17 protein-coding genes are annotated in these 19,584 nt (G+C 44.3%); 10 read left to right on the forward strand and 7 right to left on the reverse strand.

The window, feature by feature from the left end; translation table 11 throughout:
* Positions 1-11 precede the first annotated feature (11 nt).
* A complete protein-coding gene (gene glgC / locus R1T43_RS12735; RefSeq protein WP_211070672.1) occupies positions 12-1,286 on the forward strand; it encodes a glucose-1-phosphate adenylyltransferase in 1,275 nt (424 codons plus the stop codon).
* A gap of 2 nt (positions 1,287-1,288) precedes the next feature.
* On the opposite strand, the gene R1T43_RS12740 is transcribed toward glgC, so the two are convergent.
* Positions 1,289-2,092, reverse strand: a complete 804-nt coding sequence (locus tag R1T43_RS12740) for an alpha/beta hydrolase (RefSeq protein ID WP_317349415.1) — start codon at positions 2,090-2,092, stop codon at positions 1,289-1,291.
* A 123-nt stretch (positions 2,093-2,215) separates the two neighbouring features.
* On the reverse strand, positions 2,216-3,535 hold the full coding sequence (locus tag R1T43_RS12745; RefSeq protein WP_211070670.1) for a spinster family MFS transporter: 1,320 nt from the start codon (positions 3,533-3,535) through the stop codon (positions 2,216-2,218).
* Between the two features lie 170 nt (positions 3,536-3,705).
* On the opposite strand from R1T43_RS12745, the gene R1T43_RS12750 reads away from it, so the two are divergent.
* Positions 3,706-4,521 carry a thioesterase family protein gene (locus tag R1T43_RS12750; RefSeq protein ID WP_317349418.1) on the forward strand — a complete coding sequence of 272 codons (816 nt, stop codon included), beginning with the start codon at positions 3,706-3,708 and terminating at the stop codon, positions 4,519-4,521.
* Between the two features lie 102 nt (positions 4,522-4,623).
* Here the strand turns inward: R1T43_RS12750 and R1T43_RS12755 are convergent, their stop codons facing one another.
* A complete protein-coding gene (locus R1T43_RS12755; protein WP_317349421.1) occupies positions 4,624-5,469 on the reverse strand; it encodes an HDOD domain-containing protein in 846 nt (281 codons plus the stop codon).
* A 364-nt stretch (positions 5,470-5,833) separates the two neighbouring features.
* On the opposite strand from R1T43_RS12755, the gene R1T43_RS12760 reads away from it, so the two are divergent.
* On the forward strand, positions 5,834-7,189 hold the full coding sequence (locus R1T43_RS12760) for a glycosyltransferase (RefSeq protein ID WP_317355814.1): 1,356 nt from the start codon (positions 5,834-5,836) through the stop codon (positions 7,187-7,189).
* On the opposite strand, the gene R1T43_RS12765 is transcribed toward R1T43_RS12760, so the two are convergent.
* Complete coding sequence (locus R1T43_RS12765) at positions 7,184-7,588, reverse strand: SufE family protein (RefSeq protein ID WP_317349424.1); 405 nt, start codon at positions 7,586-7,588, stop codon at positions 7,184-7,186. The genes R1T43_RS12760 and R1T43_RS12765 overlap by 6 nt on opposite strands.
* A 75-nt stretch (positions 7,589-7,663) precedes the next feature.
* Positions 7,664-8,068 carry a DUF2750 domain-containing protein gene (locus R1T43_RS12770; RefSeq protein ID WP_317349427.1) on the reverse strand — a complete coding sequence of 135 codons (405 nt, stop codon included), beginning with the start codon at positions 8,066-8,068 and terminating at the stop codon, positions 7,664-7,666.
* Between the two features lie 294 nt (positions 8,069-8,362).
* Here R1T43_RS12770 and R1T43_RS12775 point away from each other — a divergent pair, with 294 nt between their 5' ends.
* Genes R1T43_RS12775 through R1T43_RS12785 form a run of 3 tightly spaced genes read left to right on the forward strand, consistent with a single transcriptional unit; the run spans position 8,363 to position 10,580 of the window.
* Positions 8,363-9,040 carry a hypothetical protein gene (locus tag R1T43_RS12775; protein ID WP_317349430.1) on the forward strand — a complete coding sequence of 226 codons (678 nt, stop codon included), beginning with the start codon at positions 8,363-8,365 and terminating at the stop codon, positions 9,038-9,040.
* 49 nt (positions 9,041-9,089) lie between these two features.
* On the forward strand, positions 9,090-9,899 hold the full coding sequence (xthA, locus tag R1T43_RS12780; protein ID WP_317349433.1) for an exodeoxyribonuclease III: 810 nt from the start codon (positions 9,090-9,092) through the stop codon (positions 9,897-9,899).
* A 39-nt stretch (positions 9,900-9,938) separates the two neighbouring features.
* On the forward strand, positions 9,939-10,580 hold the full coding sequence (locus tag R1T43_RS12785; RefSeq protein WP_317349436.1) for an energy-coupling factor ABC transporter permease: 642 nt from the start codon (positions 9,939-9,941) through the stop codon (positions 10,578-10,580).
* Between the two features lie 492 nt (positions 10,581-11,072).
* Here R1T43_RS12785 and R1T43_RS12790 read toward each other — a convergent pair whose 3' ends face one another.
* Positions 11,073-11,639: a phosphoribosyltransferase gene (locus tag R1T43_RS12790; RefSeq protein ID WP_208805016.1), complete on the reverse strand. Its 567-nt coding sequence runs from the start codon at positions 11,637-11,639 to the stop codon at positions 11,073-11,075.
* Positions 11,640-11,715: 76 nt separating this feature from the next.
* On the reverse strand, positions 11,716-12,930 hold the full coding sequence (locus tag R1T43_RS12795) for a lipoprotein-releasing ABC transporter permease subunit (protein ID WP_317349439.1): 1,215 nt from the start codon (positions 12,928-12,930) through the stop codon (positions 11,716-11,718).
* Positions 12,931-13,037: 107 nt separating this feature from the next.
* Between R1T43_RS12795 and R1T43_RS12800 the strand changes: the two genes are divergently transcribed.
* The 4 genes from R1T43_RS12800 to R1T43_RS12815 all read left to right on the forward strand — a co-directional run bounded on the left by R1T43_RS12800 (position 13,038) and on the right by R1T43_RS12815 (position 19,462).
* Positions 13,038-13,637, forward strand: coding sequence for a PilZ domain-containing protein (locus R1T43_RS12800; protein ID WP_317355817.1), 600 nt, complete (start codon positions 13,038-13,040; stop codon positions 13,635-13,637).
* Between the two features lie 99 nt (positions 13,638-13,736).
* Complete coding sequence (mfd, locus tag R1T43_RS12805) at positions 13,737-17,243, forward strand: transcription-repair coupling factor (protein ID WP_317349441.1); 3,507 nt, start codon at positions 13,737-13,739, stop codon at positions 17,241-17,243.
* A 1-nt stretch (position 17,244) separates the two neighbouring features.
* Positions 17,245-18,897, forward strand: a complete 1,653-nt coding sequence (locus tag R1T43_RS12810) for a CsiV family protein (RefSeq protein ID WP_317349443.1) — start codon at positions 17,245-17,247, stop codon at positions 18,895-18,897.
* A 49-nt stretch (positions 18,898-18,946) separates the two neighbouring features.
* Positions 18,947-19,462, forward strand: coding sequence for a cob(I)yrinic acid a,c-diamide adenosyltransferase (locus tag R1T43_RS12815; protein WP_317349445.1), 516 nt, complete (start codon positions 18,947-18,949; stop codon positions 19,460-19,462).
* The last annotated feature ends 122 nt before the right edge of the window (positions 19,463-19,584 follow it).

Consider the following 19,584-nt stretch of genomic DNA (forward strand, 5'->3'; position numbering starts at 1 on the left):
AGAACGAGGACATGGCAGATCAGAGTTCACGCTATATTAGTAATCTGACTCGCGATACCTACGCACTGATATTAGCTGGAGGACGAGGGTCGCGCTTACATGAATTAACAACATGGCGCGCAAAGCCAGCGCTCTATTTTGGTGGTAAGTTTAGAATTATCGATTTTCCGCTATCTAATTGTATTAATTCAGGCATTAGACGCGTTGGCGTAGTAACCCAGTATAAGTCTCATTCGTTAATAAGACATTTAGTTCGCGGCTGGGGGCATTTCAAGAAGGAACTCGGTGAGTCAGTAGAAATATTACCCGCATCTCAACGATTTTCAGATAGTTGGTATGAAGGTACCGCCGATGCGGTATTCCAAAATATCGACATTATTCGAGACGAACTCCCCAAATACGTAATGATATTATCTGGCGACCACATCTATCGCATGGATTACGGTACTATGCTGGCTCGTCATGTTGAAAGTGGCGCCAAAATGACCGTGTCATGTATGTCGGTTCCTATCGAAGAAGCTGCGGGGTCGTTTGGCGTTATGTCGGTAGACGAAAATTACCGTATTAACGGCTTTGCTGAAAAACCTGAACACCCTGCTCCGTTACCTGGCGACGATACTCGTTGTTTAGCATCTATGGGCAACTATGTTTTCGATACAGAATTTCTTTTCGAACAATTACGAAGAGACGCTGAAACCTCTGGCTCACAGCGTGATTTTGGTAAAGACATTATTCCGTCCATTATTAAAGACAACCCGGTGTATGCGTTTGAATTTGAAAACTCTGAAGGTGGAGATGCCTACTGGCGCGATGTAGGTACCATTGATTCATTTTGGGAAGCCAATATGGAAATGGTGGCGCCGGTGCCACAACTTAATCTGTACGATCAAAAGTGGCCCATCTGGACCTACCAAGAACAGTTGCCCCCTGCAAAATTTGTATGGGAAGACCACGACAGGCGCGGTGAAGCGATTAATTCGGTTGTCTCTGGCGGCTGTATTATTTCGGGTTCAACCCTTCGCGGCACAATTTGCTTCTCGAACGTAAGGGTGCACTCGTACGGGCTTATAGAAGATGCGGTAATTTTGCCAGATGTGGAAATTATGCGTCACTGTAAGTTAAGAAAAGTACTGCTTGATAGAGGCTGTGTTATTCCAGAAGGCACCGTCATTGGTTACAACCATGATGATGACAGAGCTCGAGGATTCCGTGTTTCTGAAAAAGGCGTGGTGTTAGTGACAAGAGAAATGCTAGGCCAACCTGTTGGCGGCCTATCCCCTACCTAAAGCTAGCTATTCCATTTTGAAATAGTGGTTGAAATGAGTTCAGCCACTGCTTCAGGATGTTCTAGAGGGAACATATGCCCACCTTTAAATTCAGTATGATCAATAGCGTTATGCTGAATTAATCTTTCGTACATAGTCGGTCTGCACACCGCGCCATCTTTAGCGGTTACCAGCAATGCTGGGCACTTCAACTTGCCTTTATATTTACCTAGATTATGCGGCACATTGCGAAATAACGACGCTTCTACCTCGGCCTTAAATGTTAAAGATGTCAGCTCACCTTTAGTGTGTGTTACATGCTTAACATAATCACGAATACATCGTTTATCCATATTACGAAACAGCGCCTTTCCTTGAAAATACGCTTCCATATCAGTATGAGATGGCCATTGAGTATTTCGCGTTTCAGCTAACTTCGCTGGCGTTAGTTTATTGATTAACGGTGTCTTTTTCGCGAACCGAAAAAAGTAGCTCATAGGCCCCATCACTAACGGAGGGTCAAGCATAATAAGCCCACGGAACAAACTAGGTTCTTCGCAGGCTGCCATGTAAGAAATTACCGCACCGAAGGAATGCCCTACCGCATAAACGCCTCTACTGTCTGTGTTTTCGGCTTTTACGTGTTTTATAAGCTCATTAACTTGATTGCGCCAGTTAGCATTTACGGGTAACTGAGGATCGTGACCAAACCTGTCCACATGAATACGGTGAAAGTGCTCGGGTAATGAAGAAAAAAGCGCATTATAACTACCAGCAGGAAATCCATTTGCATGGGCAAAGTGAAAACTAATATCGGTTTTCGACAATGAAATACTCCTTCACGAAAAACAGCATCAAAGCTAAATGTAGCAATGGCAAAGAGGGGAAAAATAAGGGCTGGTAAACCAGCCCTTAATTACAACAACATGTTAATTATGAACGAGATAGTACTACAGCCCTCTCGACTCCGCCATCTCCCAATCTTTAACAATCTTAGTACTGGTCCATAAGAACACAATAATAGAAAGCGCGTATGGCACAATCAAATACAGTAAAGACTGACGAAGCGCTTCAACTTCACCCATTGAAGGCACTAATGCTTGGCTAATAATACCAGTAATCGTTGGCCCGCCACCCAATGCAATAATATTCAAAACAAAGAAGAATAATGCAGTAGACATAGCACGAACGTTAATAGGTGCAAGGGTTTGCGCCATGGCAAAGCTTGGGCCTAAATACGAACCACTGGTAAACAGTAAGAAGGTCATTAGCCCTACAGATAGCCATAAGTCGTTAACCTGAAGCGAGAAATACAACGCTGGTACACCAATAATGAGCGCAATAGCAGGTAACAAGGCATACGCTTTCTTGTTTTGTTTACCCCATCTATCAGCGATATAGCCGCCAAGCCACACGCCTAATGCATAAGCAGAACCATTGATAATACCGAACGCAATGAGCAACTGCGTGATATCTAACCCTGCAAAGGCACGTACATAGTAATCGATGATCCAAGTCGAAATGGCATAGTTACCGAACGAGCCAAAAGAAATACCCAACGCCATTCCCCACCACGTGGGTATCTTCAATAAAGTTTTAAGTGAAGCTGACACACTAGCCTTTTCAGTGTCATCAGTTTTTACTGACTCCGTACGTTTCGGCTCTTTTACCGTAAACTTCAGCAATAACGCTAATATTACGCCCGGTAAGCCCACACTTATCATTACGGTGCGCCAATCAGCGGAACCGCCTTGAAGGAAAAATGCAGAAGCAAAGAATGCCAACATTACACCAAACGGAATACCTAAAGAGTAAATAGCCAATGCGCCTGCACGCTTTTCTTTAGGAAACAGGTCGGAAATAATACTGTGTGAAGGTGGGCTGCCTCCAGCTTCACCAATGCCCACACCAATTCTGGCAAGCGCCAGTTGCGTGTAGTTCATGGCAAGCCCTGAGGCGGCGGTAAAGCCACTCCATAGGGTGAGCGAGATAGCAATGATATTCACGCGACTATACCGATCTGCAAGCCACGCAATAGGAATGCCCACCACGGTGTAAAGAATGGCGAAATAAACGCCCTTTAATAAGCCTAACTGCGCATCATCTAAACCCAAATCAGCTTTAATGAAGGGAGAAAGGATGCCTATGATTTGTCTATCTATAAAATTAAATGCATAAACCAGCGTAAGTATCACTAACACATAATTTCTGTAGGCGCGGGAAGTATCCGCTTTCTCTACTGGTGCCGTTTGAACCTGACTATGGGCCATATCATTCCCTTTAAATTCAATGAAAACTTAGTCTACGCGGCAGGTTAAAAGATTGACAACTTATTGTTACTTATTTGTAAATATAAAAAGGAATGTTAGCCTAGGCTTTCTGTTAGCTTGAGCTTAAGGTAGGATATCAACACCTTTACTCATCAGACCAGACAAACAGCATGACGGTAGACGAGCTTTTAACGCTTTCTTCTTTAGAGGCACTTTCTGACAATGAATGGAAAGTAGATAACCTTATTATTCCCAGTACTTGGGCGCAAGGGCGTACAGCATTCGGCGGTATTTCAGCAGGCATGGCGTACAGCGCTATTCGCCAAAAAGTCAGTGAGGAACGCGTGCTGCGTTCATTTACCACTAACTTTGTTGGGCCGCTCTCGCCAGACACCCCATTTTCAATTGAAGTAACCTTGTTGCGTGAAGGCAAAAACGTATCTCAATATACCGCTCATATAAAACAAAATGGGAAAAGCTGCGTGTTTGTGCAGGCGTGCTTTGGTATTGGTAGAAAGTCAGGCATTAAGGTTGAGAACAAAGATACCCACGATATGGCAGTGCCAACTAAAGGCAAGTTTATACCGCAGATTCCAAAGGTTACGCCCAAGTTTTTACGCCATTTCGATTTAGCTATTGATCAAGGGGGTATCCCCTTTACCCGTAAAAAGACCAGCGTTTACCACGGACATATGCGCTTTAAAAAGCCACCAGCGAAAATCACCGACGCACATATCATTACCATGATTGATGCTTGGCCGCCTACGCTATTACAAATGATGAAATTGCCTGCCCCGGCAAGTACTGTTAGTTGGAACTTAGAATTTATCCACCCACATAAGCAAGTTGCCCCCACAGACTGGTTTGCATACCAAGCACATACTCGTCAGGCAGAAGATGGCTATGGTCACACTGAGGCGACTATTTGGGATAAAGACAATGAAGTTATCGCGATCAGTCGTCAAACCGTGGCAATTTTTGATTAATTTGACTGTGAGTGTTGGACTAGAAGATTAGCTAGAAAGGCACTTTGGAATAAATTCTGAAATGAAGGGGCGTACTGCTTAAAGCAGAACGCCCTTTTTTCATTAATAAAGCATAAAGGCGTTTGGATTGAACAGGGAGATAACTGAAATACACTGCAGGTTAGTGATATCTAATGCATCTTCTAAGTCGTCACGATTAAGCGACAGGCTTTCATGCAATTCAGGCTTTAGGTTATTGTAGCTAGGGTAAATTTCTGAATTTACGTTGTCTAGCGCCAAAACGTATGACAACTGAAGTATTTGCTCTTCATATTCTGAAGTGTTGCTACTATCGCCGTGTATTTTTGCAATGGGATTATAAATGCTTTCAGGAATACCCCACTCTTTAATGATGCCCGCAGACACGTTCGTAAAAGTATAACCCAACACACCGGCTTGTAATTCAGCTGGGCTTACTCTTGCGTTAAACGCCTGACAACGTTTTGCGCTATCTGGCAACATGGCCACCACCACCAGCTCACCAATATTATGCAGTAAACCCGCAACAAATAAGCGTTCAGGCTCTCTGATATTTCGCATTTCAGCAAAGTATTTTGCTAGAAGGCCGCAAGAAACACTTTGCTCCCAAAATTTATCTAAGTCGATAACTTGGCCATCGACCTCTTTAAACGCTTGGCTAACACCAAATGCAAGTGCTAGGTCGTACGTAGAGCGCGTACCTACTACTTGTAGCGCTTTAGTGATGGTATCTATTTTATTAGGAAAACGGTACAACGCCGAATTTGCTACTCTTAACAGCTGTGTAGCTAACGATGGGTCAAAAGAAATGATGTCGGCAATGTCGTCTATATTAGATGCGCCGTCATCCATGCAAGCTTTTAAACGCGTTACCGAGTCGGGCAGCACAAACAACGTGCTCGCATTACTAATAATATCTTGTAGGGTCATTTAGGTATACGCTCCTGATATAACCTACTCTATTTAGAAGAGTGGCGTTTAGCAATCACGCCAAGAAATAAAAACTGTAACTATCAAACAAGATTAGCTTTTTCGCTGATAGCTACATTATAGCGCGATTATTTAGCCTAGCTAATCGGAATTCATTATCTTTCGTATAGTATGCAATAAATTAACATACATTTAATGCAGCCCTAATAGGGGTACCCCCCAATATTTGGGTAATTTTTCAAAAATTCCTGTTGATAATAGAGTTTCATTTTCTTTATTTCCCGCTGTGCTACTATTTCGCGCTTTACACATTCAAGCACAGGTAACTATGTTACAGAGAATGTTACAAGGCATGTCAAAAGGCATAATGCAGGTAGTAGTCATTGGCTATGTGTGGCCTGAACCCAACTCCTCCGCCGCTGGCCAAAATATGCTGGCTCTGATTAATCAGTTTCTTAGCCTCGGCCATAGCGTGACTTTTATGACCGCAGCCGCTGACAGTGTTCATAAAGCTGACCTAAGTAATTTGGGCGTAAGCAGCGAAGCGGTAGCACTTAATTGCAGTAGCTTTAATGAGCGCATCGCTCAACTGCAGCCTGATGTGGTTGTTTTCGACCGTTACATGACCGAAGAGCAATTTTCGTGGCGAGTAAAAGACGCCTGCCCTCGTGCTATTCGTATATTAAACACCGAAGATTTACACAGTTTGCGACAAGCTAGGCACGACGCCGTTAAAACACAAGACAATGCACTGCGAGCAAACAAAGAGACCGTGACCTCTCCTCTTTTAACGAACATTGCCAGCGCTGCGAAAGAGGCTGATTACAATACGCCTTTGGCACAACGGGAAATTGCCGCTATTTTACGTTGCGATCTTACGTTGGTCATTTCTCGCACCGAGTATGCTCTGCTGACGAACCATTATCAGGTGCCAGCCAAACAACTTTATTACCATCCGCTCAATGTAGCGACAGTAGATGGCGGGATACCTAATTTTGAAAAACGTACCGACATTGTCACTATTGGCAATTTTCGTCATGCGCCAAATTGGGATTCAGTGCTACAGCTAAAGCAAACCGTATGGCCTGCTATTAAAAAGGCACTCCCTCAGGCTAATTTACATATTTATGGTGCCTACCCGCCAAAAAAAGCAACGCAGTTGCACAACCCAAAGAGTGGATTTTACTTAGATGGCTGGGCCGACAATGCACACGATGTTATTGCTAACGCGCGGCTGCTTATTGCGCCTCTGCGCTTTGGTGCAGGTATTAAAGGCAAAATACTAGAAGCTATGCGATGTGAAACCCCTACCCTTACTACATGGGTAGGCGCTGAAGGTATTGCTGATGTAAATTCATCCGCCGCGCGGTTAACGTCAAATACTTCACTTCATATCACGGAAGAAGCAGCAAATAGCCCTACTCAGCCTGCATGGGGCGGCGCGATTTGCGACACCGCAGAAGATTTTGCCGAGCACGCGGTTAGGCTTTACAACAATGAAGAGGAATGGGCGTTAGCAAGTAAGTTAGGCGTAGCGTTGTTCAACACTTTTGAAGATGACAAAGAAAGCGAAACCTTGGCGGAGCGAGTGTCCATCATGGCTAGCGATGTAGAGGCCCATCGCAAGCACCTGTTTCTACAAGGGCTACTATGGCATCAGACCTTGAATGCGAGCAAGTACATGTCGCAGTGGATTGAAGCTAAAAACCAACACTTATAGCGTATTTAAGCGTCGCAAAACACTTAAGATACCATTGCCCCTAGACTGACTTAAATGACGCTGCAAATTGCACGCGTTCATGTATTGCTCAAAGTCGTAAGCCTTTCTTTGTTCATCGGAAAGGCTATTCGCTTTTTCTAACAGTACCGCCAATACACCGCGAATAATCTTACTGGGTGAATAAGCTGCAATAACAAGGTCGCCAGTGCCTTGTGAAGGCGTACATGCTACCCACACTTTACTTTCACAACCAGGTACCAATGCATCTTCAGTGCGTGACGACTCTGGTAAAGCAATCAATTGCTTACCAGCGAGCATGATGGCGCGAGTTGCGCCATCCCAACCTTTAGCCGCAGCCACAGTTTGCCCCAGCATTAACAGATGCGTAGAGTCTGTCATCGCTTAGATTCTGTCATCGCATAAGCTACAGCGGTGGATGTCATAACTAGGCATTTGTAAAACAGAGCCCAACAGTTAAGCACTTGCATCTGCGCTAAATTCTGCGCTTAGCTCTTCTGCTGTCATGACTAGGTTTTCGGCATCAGCAGAGGTAGGAAACATAACCAACTCCACACCATTTTTAGTTAAGCCTGGTAACCACGTTTCAGTAAACTCATCAAATGGCACTGCCACACACGTACCTGTAATTTGATTATCGTCTAACCAAGCTTGCGCTAAGTTATTGTGAGGAAATACTGGCAGTCGAGTACTATCGTTGTCTTCCAGCATGACAAAGCCTTCTGTACCTTGAATCAACCAAATTTCTTTCGCTTTGGGTACGTAGCTGATCACTAGCATTTGTCGGTCTTCAGCAGACAAACTTTTAGCTTGCGCTAGCACAGTGTCGTTCAGGGTGGCAGTTACAGTATCTGGAAACACAAAAATTTACCTTATTATTTAGGAGGCACCGATAAGAGGCGCCAAGTATACCCTTTGCATGCTGCCGCGCCAAATACCAGAGACGATTTAATCTTATAAAGACAGTGAACATTCAAGTTGAAAACATGGCCCGCGACTAATATTATTGCACGCTATATTATGTAACCTTAGCTTCTGTTTTACGCTTTGGTTGCAAAACGCACTCCACATGCTCCTTGTCAGTTAGCAATCTGCATTTCTTGGTAGTACCGTTCATCCGCCTTTTATTAATAAAAACGCAAAGTTTAGAGCTTCATGCAAAACCTATTTAGTGACCTAAAAGAAAAAACGCATAACAAACATGTCGAATTAGAGCACAGTGCACCCTTTGCACTTTTTCATAACATGATGGGTAATAGCGCCAGTGAAACCCAACACGAACATCGAGAAAATTATCATAATGTGCTCTGCGTTATGCGAGAGTTCCACCAGCATTGCATGTGGGTTATCAACGATGCAGTTAAGAAGTATCCCGCGCTTGTGCCCTTATCGCAGCAGTTCGAAGCCCAAGCAGTTTTAATTGCCCTTGATAACGACTTAACGGTATTGAACTCAAATAGCGCAAAGTGCATAACTGAATTACAAAACGTTGACGTGCCAAGTTTTGAAACCGCACTGTCTGCCGCTATTTCAGCGATGTATGTGTGGCTAGGATCGTCTATGGGCGCTAATATTATTAGCCGCAGGCTAAGTAAAACAGACTACGATTTTCCTACTCATTACTATCAATCGATGGCAATACAAGCCAAAGCGTGGCCCGAATTTAAGCAAGAAGTTGCGCGTTTATTACCCATAATAATTGAAGCCAGCAAAGCAGAAACTTACATTGGCGAAACGCTAAGCGATGCTATTATTAACGATGCTAATCTTTGGTTTGAGCATCTTATTTTATTAGGAAAAAGCACAAGTTTGCCACCACAGACATTAAGTTAAACCCAGCATTCTGTTAGAATTCCTTTAATCCGTATTTTAAGAAGCTCTTATGAAAGTAATCTCATTTAATATCAATGGCATTCGTGCCCGTCTTCACCAACTTCAAGCATTAATAGATGCGCATGAGCCGGATATTATTGGCTTGCAAGAAATTAAAGTTCACAACGAACAATTTCCGGTAGAAGCAGTTGAAGCGATGGGATACCACGTTTATTTTCATGGCCAAAAAAGTCACTACGGCGTGGCATTTTTAGCGAAAAAAGAGCCTGAGTCTGTGCTTATGGGCTTCCCTACCGATGAAGAAGATGCACAGCGTCGCATGATCATCCTGAAAACCACTGACAACGACGGCCAGCCTGTAACCGTATTAAATGGTTACTTCCCACAAGGCGAAAACGAAAAGCACGAAACCAAATATCCAGCAAAACGTAAGTTTTATAAAGATTTGATGACTTATCTGGACACCCACCATACTCCTGATGAGAATGTCATCGTAATGGGTGATGTGAACATCTCGCATACCGATTCAGATATTGGTATTGGCGAAGAAAACAAAAAGCGCTGGTTGCGTACCGGTAAATGCAGTTTTCTACCCGAAGAAAGAGAATGGCTCAACACATTGATGGATTGGGGTTTTGAAGACAGCTTTAGAACGTTAAATCCAGATACAACCGACAGGTATTCGTGGTTCGATTATCGTTCAAAAGGGTTTAATGATAATCGTGGCCTTCGTATTGATCTTATTTTGGCAACTGCACCTATTCATAAACGACTGAATGATGCCGGAATAGATTATGAACTTCGCGGTATTGAAAAGCCGTCGGATCATGCACCAATTTGGGCTACTTACAGTAAATAGTAAATAATAAATGTTCCGTAATTATCAATCGGAGTGTATGTGACAACGCTACAGTGGCTTGGCCTAACTTTATATTGTTTAACCCTAGTTGGGGTTATTAAACAAATTTCTGTTGTAGGCCTAATGGGTGACAAACACCAACAGCACCTGCTGTTTGGTAGTGCTGCTGCGTTGTTCGCGTTCTGGATCTTCAAAGTGGGTATTTTTGAAGGGCTAGATGTTCACTTTGTTGGCTTAAGTGTGGTTACACTTATGCTCGGGTTTAGATACGCAATTCTAGCTGGAACCCTCGCTCTGCTGGGCGCTACCGCCGCTGGTTTTGCGCAGTGGCAAACCTTAGGAATTAATGGCGTATTAGGGGTAATGCTTCCTGTCGCGGTAACCTACTTCGTTTATTTATTGTCGTTTCATCACCTGCCTCGCCAACTTTTCGTTTATATTTTTGTGTGCGCTTTCTTTCCAGGCGCACTTAGCATCGCCCTTAAAACAGGCGCTCTTGCCGGTTATTATTTTGTTGAAGGCATTTACACGTGGGATGTTATTTACGACAACTTCGTACTGCTTATTCCACTATTAGTATTTCCAGAAGCCCTGCTTAACGGTATGGCAATTACGCTACTCGTCATCTATCAGCCCACCTGGGTTTACACCTTCCACGACAAATTTTATTTCGACAATTAAATAAAACCATAAACAAGACACCCATGTTTATCTCACCCTTAATATTATCGAGACACCCATCTTTAGAACCTTGGTAATTTGAAAGAGATTTACATGGACACCCATGCTAACCAACACCCAACTGATGTTAATTACAGACCACCTTATTATTACTAATCATAAGCTTACTAATATTACACTCGTAACTTTTTGGCATTATCATTATAAAGACACCCACGTTTGCAATCTTAAAAATTACCAGGACACCCACCCTATATTGATAAGCATAAAGATGGGCGCCTCATTGATTCTGGTGTTGAATAAACATGGGTGTCTTGATAAGAGAATGCCGAAATAACATGGGTGTATTGATAAGAGAATACCGAAATAACATGGGTGTCCTGATAAGAGGATACCGAAATAACATGGGTGTCTTGATAATTACGGGCACAAAAAAACCGCCTGGTTGGCGGTTTTTTTATGGGTGTCTTTGTAAAAAGCTAGCGCGTAGCCTTACTTTTTATCGAACAAGATATCCATAACATCGGCAAGTTCACCTTTGCCTTCGCGAATTTCTTCTTCGCTTAAACCAGCGATTTCATGTGGGAATACTAACCACTCGTCACTTTCGTTCACATAGTAGTCAGGCACGATGTCGGTCGTGTTGTTCTGAGGCTTGTACCAAGGGCATGCAATACGAATGTCTTTTGGCATGTTTAAACGCATCAATTTGCGAATTTGCTGAATAAGCGCATCAACACTGCGGCCTGAATCAAAAACATCATCAACAATAAGTAGCTTATGTTCTGCGTCAGCGTTTTCTACTAGGTAGTGCAAACCGTGAACACGAATTTCTTTAGATTGCTTATTAATGCCATAGTAAGAAGAAGTACGTACCGCAATGTGGTCGGTAGAATAGTCTTTAAACTCAAAATATTCTTGTACCGCTATGCCGATAGGTGCTCCACCGCGCCAAATACCAATGATGAAATCGGGGCGAAACCCGTCATCATACACCTTTGCTGCTAAACGAAAGGAATCCTGAAGCAACGCTTGCGAGGTGATAAAATTCTTGTTCATGACGTCTCACTGGCCGAAATTTAAAGACCGCGATTATAGTGAATTTCGCCGCAATTTGCACGGCAATTTCACTAACTTATTCGTTTTGAAGTGCTTGCGAAGGTTGCGTTTTCATGGCACGCCTAGCAGGGTAAATACTCGCCACAATACAAAGCAACAGTGAAAATAGCGTGACAGAAACTATTTGCAGCCAGTGCATATCAATGGGTAACCCCTGCCCGTCTGACGACAACGCAATAGGCACATTAAGCAAACTCATGACAGGGTTTAACAGTAAAGTAATAACCACACCTGCAACTAATCCAATACCCGCGCCTTTAACACCATTAAACAGCCCGTTTAAAACAAATACCGTCATAATGGTGCTAGGTAACATGCCTTGGGTTTGTAATACCGCAATATCGCCCTGCTTTTCCGACACCACCATCACCAAAGACGAAACTAAATTAAACGCGGCTACGGCAATAATTAACAACAGCATTAAGAACATCATGTTCTTTTCCATTTTTACTGCATCGAACAAGGGGCCTTGTCGCTCACGCCATGTTCGTACCGTCAAATCCGCGTCAACAATAGGCTTCAGTGTGTCTTGATACAAAAAAGCATCATCTAAAAATAACCTGGTAGCTGTGTTCTTGCCCGATACATCTCGCAATAGCCGGTTCACATCATCAAGCTGCATATAAATAACTTTGTCATCCATTTGCGAGCCCATATCGAACACACCTGAAATAGTCACCAACCGTTGGCTTGGCATACGGCCAAATGGGGTGTACACGCTGGCACCCGCCACCATTACTCGAAGTTTGTCGCCGGCCCGCACATTTAATTGCATAGAAAGGGCACGGCCAATAATAGCGTTGTAACTACCTGCCGTGAGGCTATCAAAACTACCCTGCTGCATCTCGTGAGCTACCATGGTGTGCTGCGTCATGCTATCGGCTTGCACGCCATGTAACTGTACACCACGTAAGTCTGAGCGAGACTGCACTACCGCTTCGGCTTCTCGAAACGGCATGCTTGCCACCACATTGGGCAAACTCATTGCAAAGCTTTCTTCAACAGGCGCATTAATTTCAATATGCGGCACTATGCCCAAAATGCGTTGTTTTAATTGAGCCTCAAAGCCGTTCATTACCGAAAGCACAATAATGAGCGCCGTTAGGCCAAGAGCAATACCGGCTACCGAAAAGCGATTGATAAAGGAAACAAAGCTATTTTGGCTAGACGACTGTGCCGGGCCAGATTTCGCATACCGATAAGCAATAAATGCGGGAAGAGGGAAATACATAATGCGCGCTTAGTCCAAAGGTGTGATGACGGGGCAATCTCAAAATAGTAAAGTGCGTATACTACGTGTAAGCTACTGGCCGTACAAGATAAGTGGCGGGAGATATGATGGAAAACCTAAGCCTAGAAGAAAAAAAAGCCCAGTTCGATGAGTATTTCTCTATTCAACACAGCGTTAATATTAACGTGAAACCACTGGCTGAAGGTGAATCCGTGCCTTCTGAAGCGGGTTTAGAGCAAGCCATGCCCTACGCATTTCGCGTGGCCAGCGAAATGGCTAGCATTGAAGCCCAAGCACTTCGCCCGTTACGCCATTTAAGCGATCACGCTGAATCCTTGGCTGAATATCTAAATCACCAAGCCCGCAAAATAGATTTGATGATGTCATTTATTTTGCACCAACAAGATGAACCAGATCATCGTTTTAGCACAATAAAGCTCGGGGGCGGTGGCGTTATTATTAAAAGCCCAACCACCATGGACATTGGCAGCCAAGCTGAACTGAAATTATTTCTTGATACCGAAGCGGCCGCCATCTTTTGCTATGGGGAAGTTATTACTTGCGAGAATGTCGAGGATAGCTACCATATAGCTTTTGTTTTCAATAGCATCCGAGAGCAAGATCAAGAATTGCTTGTTCGTGCCAGCTTGCATCTGCAAACGCAGCAACTTAAAAAGCGCGCGCAAGATAAGGCTTCGGGAGCCTAACGCTAAAATAAAAGCTAGAAAATAGAAGTCAGAAGACCAAAGCCAGAAAACAAAAGCCCAGCAACACATTTAAATTGAATAAGTAGTTTATAGGACGACATGACAGCAACTCTTTTATCTTTGCCTTTGCCGACCCAGAAAAAATCTGCCTCTGTACAAGACCACAAACATTGGGGTCAGTTACAAGGCAGCAGCGCTGCACTGTGCATTACGCAAGCACAAGCCCAATACAATGGCCCTATTGTGCTGGTGACAGCCGACACACCCTCGGCGCTAAAACTAGAAAAAGAGTTGGCGTTTTTCATGCCTGGTGGCCAAGCAGGTGAATCCAATGTACCTATTACCGTATTCCCCGATTGGGAAACCCTGCCCTACGATTCGTTTTCACCGCACCAAGATATTGTTTCGCAGCGCTTAGAAACCTTATTTCGCTTTACCCAGCAGGTAAACGGTATTTTCATTGTGCCGGTAAACACGTTAATGCAACGGTTGGCACCTACCGATTACCTCGCAAAATACTTGTTGATGCTGAATAAGGGAGACACCCTTGATAGAGACCAATTCAGACGCAACTTAGAGCAAGCTGGCTATTTACACGTTAGTCAGGTTATGAGCCACAGTGAATTTTCAGTGCGTGGCAGTATTATCGACCTATTCCCTATGGGTAGCGATAAGCCGTTTCGAATTGATTTGTTCGATGACGAAGTAGACTCTATTCGTTTTTTCGATACTGAAACCCAGCGTTCGGGCGATGCGGTAGAAAAAATAAAGCTGCTACCTGCTCGTGAATTCCCCACTGACAAAGAATCTATTACGCTTTTCCGTCAGCGCTTTTTAGAAAAGTTTGATGCAAACAACGCCTCAGAGTCGGTGTTTTCACAAGTGACTAAAGGCACCATGCCAAGCGGTGTGGAATACTACTTACCGCTGTTTTTTGATAAAACCGCCACGCTGTTCGATTACTTGCACCCTAAAAGCGTATTGTTATTACACGGCGATGTGCAAGAGGCCAGCGAGTTTTTCTGGGCCGATATTCAAGAGCGTTACGAACAGCACAGATACAACCCCGCTAGGCCTTTGCTGCCACCTGAAGATTTATTTCTACCTATCAATATCCTATTCGGTGAAATTAAACAGTGGCCGCGGGTAACCCTTTCAAAAGAAATCATTGAAGAAAAGCCGGGTAGCTTTAATTTAGGTTGTGACAAGCTTGACGACATTGCCATTAACACCCAAAAGAAAGTACCTGCAGAGCAATTAATTGCCACGGTAAACAATGCCAAAAAGCGCGGCGCTAAAGTGCTCTTTTGCGCAGAAACCCAAGGTCGCCGTGAAGGGCTGCTAACCGTACTGCAAAAGGCGGGCATTAAGCCCAAAGCCGCTGAATCATTTAACACCTTTATTAGTGCCAGCGACAACATAGGCATTACGGTGGGCATGGTTGAAAATAGCTTTAACTGGCGAAGTGATAGTGGCGAGTTGTTGTTTATTACCGAAACCGAGCTATTAGGCCATAAGGTTAGCCAGCGTAGGCTTCGCGATAAACGCACGGCTACCGACGAAAGCGCCATTATTCGTAATTTGGCCGAGCTTACTACTGGCCAACCCGTAGTGCACTTAGATCATGGTGTGGGCCGTTACATTGGCATGCAAACCCTTGATGCTGGCGGCGTGACCACGGAATACTTGTGCATTGAATACGCTAAACAAGCCAAATTATATGTGCCTGTAGCCTCGCTTCACCTAATTTCGAGGTACACGGGCGGCGATGCCGATCATGCTCCGCTTAATTCTCTAGGCTCTGATGCATGGAGCAAAGCAAAACAAAAAGCGGCTGAAAAAGTACGCGACGTAGCCGCTGAATTACTTGATGTATACGCACGCCGTGCCGCCAAGCCAGGTTTTGCCTACAATATTGATTGGGACGACTACCAAAAATTCTCCGACAGCTTCCCGTTTGAAGAAACGCCCGATCAAGCGCAAGCTATTGCGGCGGTTATTCATGACATGGGTAGCCCACAAGCCATGGACAGATTGGTATGTGGTGATGTAGGTTTTGGTAAAACTGAAGTGGCCATGCGCGCAGCGTTTTTAGCCGCGAACCAAGGCAAACAAGTGGCTATTTTGGTGCCCACTACCCTACTTGCTCAACAGCATCATGAAAACTTTAAAGATCGCTTTGCCGCATGGCCGTTTGAAATTGAAGTGATGAGCCGATTTGTTAGCGCCAAAGGTCAGAAAGAAACCATGCAGCGCCTAAGCGAAGGCAAAGTAGATATTGTAGTCGGTACGCATAAGCTATTGTCGAACGACATTAAATTTAGCGATTTGGGCTTAGTAATAATAGACGAAGAGCACCGCTTCGGAGTTCGCCAGAAAGAGAAGCTAAAATCGCTTCGTGCTGATGTAGATATTCTTACTCTTACTGCCACGCCAATTCCTCGTACGTTGAACATGGCCATGTCGGGCATGCGCGATTTATCGATTATTGCTACCGCGCCAGCAAGACGTTTATCAATTAAAACCTTTGTACAACAACGCAATAAAGCCACGATACGTGAAGCGATAATGCGGGAAATTCTACGTGGTGGGCAGGTGTATTTCCTTCACAACGAAGTAGATAGCATTGCCAGAACCGCCGAAGAAATTGCCGAAATTGTACCTGAAGCGCGCATTGCCATGGGCCACGGCCAAATGCGCGAGCGTGAACTTGAAAATGTAATGAGCGACTTCTACCACCAGCGCTACAACGTGTTGGTGTGTACCACCATTATTGAAACTGGTATTGATGTACCCAGTGCTAATACCATCATAATGGACAGGGCCGATCATTTAGGCTTAGCCCAATTACACCAATTACGTGGGCGTGTGGGGCGTTCGCATCATCAAGCTTATGCGTATTTGTTAACACCGCATCCTAAGCGTATGACTAAAGATGCCGCTAAGCGACTAGACGCCATTTCTAAACTTGAAGATTTAGGCGCAGGTTTTGCGCTAGCCACCCACGACCTTGAAATTCGTGGTGCAGGTGAACTACTGGGCGATGACCAATCTGGCCAAATTGCCAGCATTGGCTTTAGCCTTTACATGGACATGCTAGATAGAGCGGTAACATCACTAAAAGAAGGTAAAGAGCCTTCGCTAGACGATGCCATGGCAGGCCACACCGAAGTAGAGCTTCGCATTCCTGCCCTACTGCCCGATGATTATATTGCCGATGTTAATACCAGGCTGTCGCTATATAAACGTTTAGCCAGCTGTAAAAACCAAGACGATATAGACGAATTCCAAGTAGAATGTATCGACCGTTTTGGTTTGCTACCAGAACCCGCTAAAAACTTAGTTGAAGTAGCTGAAATAAAAATAAAAGCAGAAGCTATTGGCGTGCTTAAAGTAGACTTGTCAGCACAAGGCGGTACCATAGAGTTTACAGATACCACCAAGGTTGACCCTGGCTATATTATTCAGCTTGTGCAAACTAAGCCAAATACCTTCAAATTTGAAGGCAGCCAAAAACTACGATTAGTAAAACAGACTGATACTGCAAAAGCGCGCATTGCGTTTATTAGCGATATCATTGCCGACCTTGCAAAGGAGTCGCGATAACATGAGGTTTTTTCGTTGGAGCCCACTACTTGCTGTATTGGCTTCTACCCCGTTGTTGGCAGATGACGACTGGTGGTTTGATGTTGAAGTTATTGTTTTTGACAGAAAGGTGGCAATGTCTGCTCTTGAAGAGCAGTTTGATTTAGCCGACTCTTTAGCCATACCCGCCACAGATGCCGATGTAATAGGTGCGGTTATAACCCCAGATATCAGCATGCTTAAACAAGGCATTGCAGTTTGTGGTGAGACCAACACCCTAAAATGGCCTGAATTTGATTACTTTGCGAGTACCACTAGCGAAGTGAATACGCAATCTGGCCAATTAAATGGCCAATTAGCTGGGCAAGCAACGGGTATTAAGCCAGACACAGCTTATACAAACCAAACCCAAACCACTCAAACTAACTTCGCCGATGAGCTAAACGCACTGTCATCGAAGGGCTCTCAGTCATTCACGGATGCTCAAGCATTAACGGATGACTTATCAAATGATGGCTTATCGCCAGAAGAAATAGCCGCTCATTGGGTCGCGTTTTTAGGGTTAGATGAAACTGAAACTATTAGCGTACCGAACCAGCCGTATTGTGTGGAGCATAAGCCTTGGTTGAGTTATTACGACAGTAAATGGCATATTCATCGACCAGACAACCGCTTACCAGCCCCAAAAGAGCTACCAATTACGCCTGAAGGCAGCGACTGGCCTTTGGCCAGCCATGCCCATTTATTGACGAAGGACGCACAAGAAATGTCGTCGTTGTCGCGTCAAATTAGGCAAAATCGCGACCTAACGCGCTTGCTACACGTTACTTGGCGTCAGCCGGTAAAATTCGGTAAAGACAAAGCCTTTAATGTACGTCTTTTTGCCGGTAACAACTTTTCCGATGAGTTCGATCAAGACGGCGTTCAGCGCCCACCCGAGCCACCTTTGCGCTTTGGTAACTCCGCGTCAATCTCTGACAGCTCTGGCTCAAACCGCTTTGATGAAAACAGCTATCAGAATTTGGAAGACAAAATCCAGCGTCTTGATGCTAGCTCTGGTTCTGGAAACTCTGGTTCTGGAAACTCTAGTTCTGGAAACTTAAGTTATACTCGCTCAGCAGGCGAATTAGATGAAAGCCAAGGTTACACCCAACAGCTTTCATCAAATACCGCTACTACAGACACCATGACCAGTGATTTCTTTTATGATTTAGATGCACGGCTTGCTAGCCCCTCACCTATTTTGTTTGAAGATTTACTGGCGTTAGATAACGCCGATGTGGTGGATGATGCAGATGAAAGCAATATAAGCGCCGCATTTCGTGCGCCTATTTGGAAAGTAGACGGCAACATGAAAGTATTTTTGAAATACATAAACCGCGTGCCCTATTTGCATATTGATAGCGAGCTTTTTTATCGCCAACCTATTCCTATTAATGGGCAAACCGCTACTAGCTTAGCCCCCTCTATTAGCAGTACGGACAATAGCGTAATCAGCGATGCTAATGCTAACAATGCTACCGCCAATGCTTCGCCGGAATATCAATTAGTATCGTTACCCTTTAGTGAGCAACGACGCGTTATCAGTAATCAGCTTCATTACTTTGATCACCCTTTGTTTGGCATGGTAGTGCAAATTCGCCGTTACAAACGCCCTAGCGCGCCCGAAGAGTAAGCTTCAGAAAACATTTCTGAGAGTAAAAAACTAAGGACTACATACCAGCATGAAAATTTATACCCGCTCGGGTGACAAAGGCAGTACCCAAATATATGCCGACAAGCCAGTAAGAGTTGAAAAGGATGATGCAGTAGTACAAAGCTACGGTGATATTGATGAACTTAACAGCCACTTGGGTTTGTTGGCTGCGATGGTAGCGGTGCATTTAAAAGAAGATCTTTACGCTATTCAACGTAACTTGTTTCAAGCAGGCTTTGCTATTTCAGCCAGTTCTACCCTAACGCAAGACGATATTACTAAGCTTGAAAGTGATATTGATAAGATGACAGCCACTTTAGGCCCGCAAACGACATTTGTACTACCGGGTGGCAGTAAAGCCGCTGCGCAAAGCCATGTATGCCGTGCCGTTTGCCGACGCGCAGAACGTGCGGTTATCGTACTGACTAAACATTACGATGTACCCGCTGTAGTACCCGCTTATTTAAACAGGTTGTCTGACTACTTGTTCACCTTCGCCCGCTTTTTAAATGCCGAAGCCGGGTTCGACGAAGTAGCCGTGTAAACACGGCTAACGCTTCACGTTTTTCACGTTTTTCACGTTTTTCACGTTTTTCACGTTTTTCACGTCTGGGATATTAGCGCCAATTAAACGCTAAACAATGGCTAAATAACGCTTATCTGTTC

Origin of the sequence: Alteromonas sp. CI.11.F.A3 (genome assembly GCF_032925565.1) — a bacterium.
Taxonomy (GTDB): Bacteria; Pseudomonadota; Gammaproteobacteria; order Enterobacterales; family Alteromonadaceae; genus Alteromonas.